At 66.8% G+C, this 352-nt stretch carries 1 protein-coding gene; it reads right to left on the reverse strand.

The annotated features are described in order from the left end of the window. Positions 1-352, reverse strand: a 352-nt coding sequence (locus tag UK12_RS33920; RefSeq protein WP_045307067.1) for a beta-ketoacyl synthase N-terminal-like domain-containing protein, incomplete at both ends; no start/stop codon positions are given.

The following is a 352-nucleotide window of genomic DNA, read 5'->3' on the forward strand; positions in this document are numbered from 1 at the left end:
GGACTCGCCCTGCCGCAGCGACTGCGCCGCCAGGTGCAGCGCCACCAGCGACGAGGAACACGCCGTGTCGATCGACAGCGTCGGCCCCTCCAACCCCAGCGTGTACGCCACCCGGCCCGAGACGATGCTGCCACTGCCGAACGCACCGAAGTAGTCGTGATACATCACCCCGGCGAACACACCCGTCCGACTCCCCTTCAACGAAAGAGGATCGATCCCCGCACCCTCCAACGCCTCCCACGAACCCTCCAGCAGCAACCGCTGCTGCGGATCCATCAACAACGCCTCACGCGGCGAGATCCCGAAGAACCCCGCATCGAACTCACCCGCACCGTGCAGGAAACCACCCGCG

Origin of the sequence: Saccharothrix sp. ST-888, assembly GCF_000955975.1 — a bacterium.
In the GTDB taxonomy this organism is placed as follows: Bacteria; Actinomycetota; Actinomycetes; order Streptomycetales; family Streptomycetaceae; genus Kitasatospora.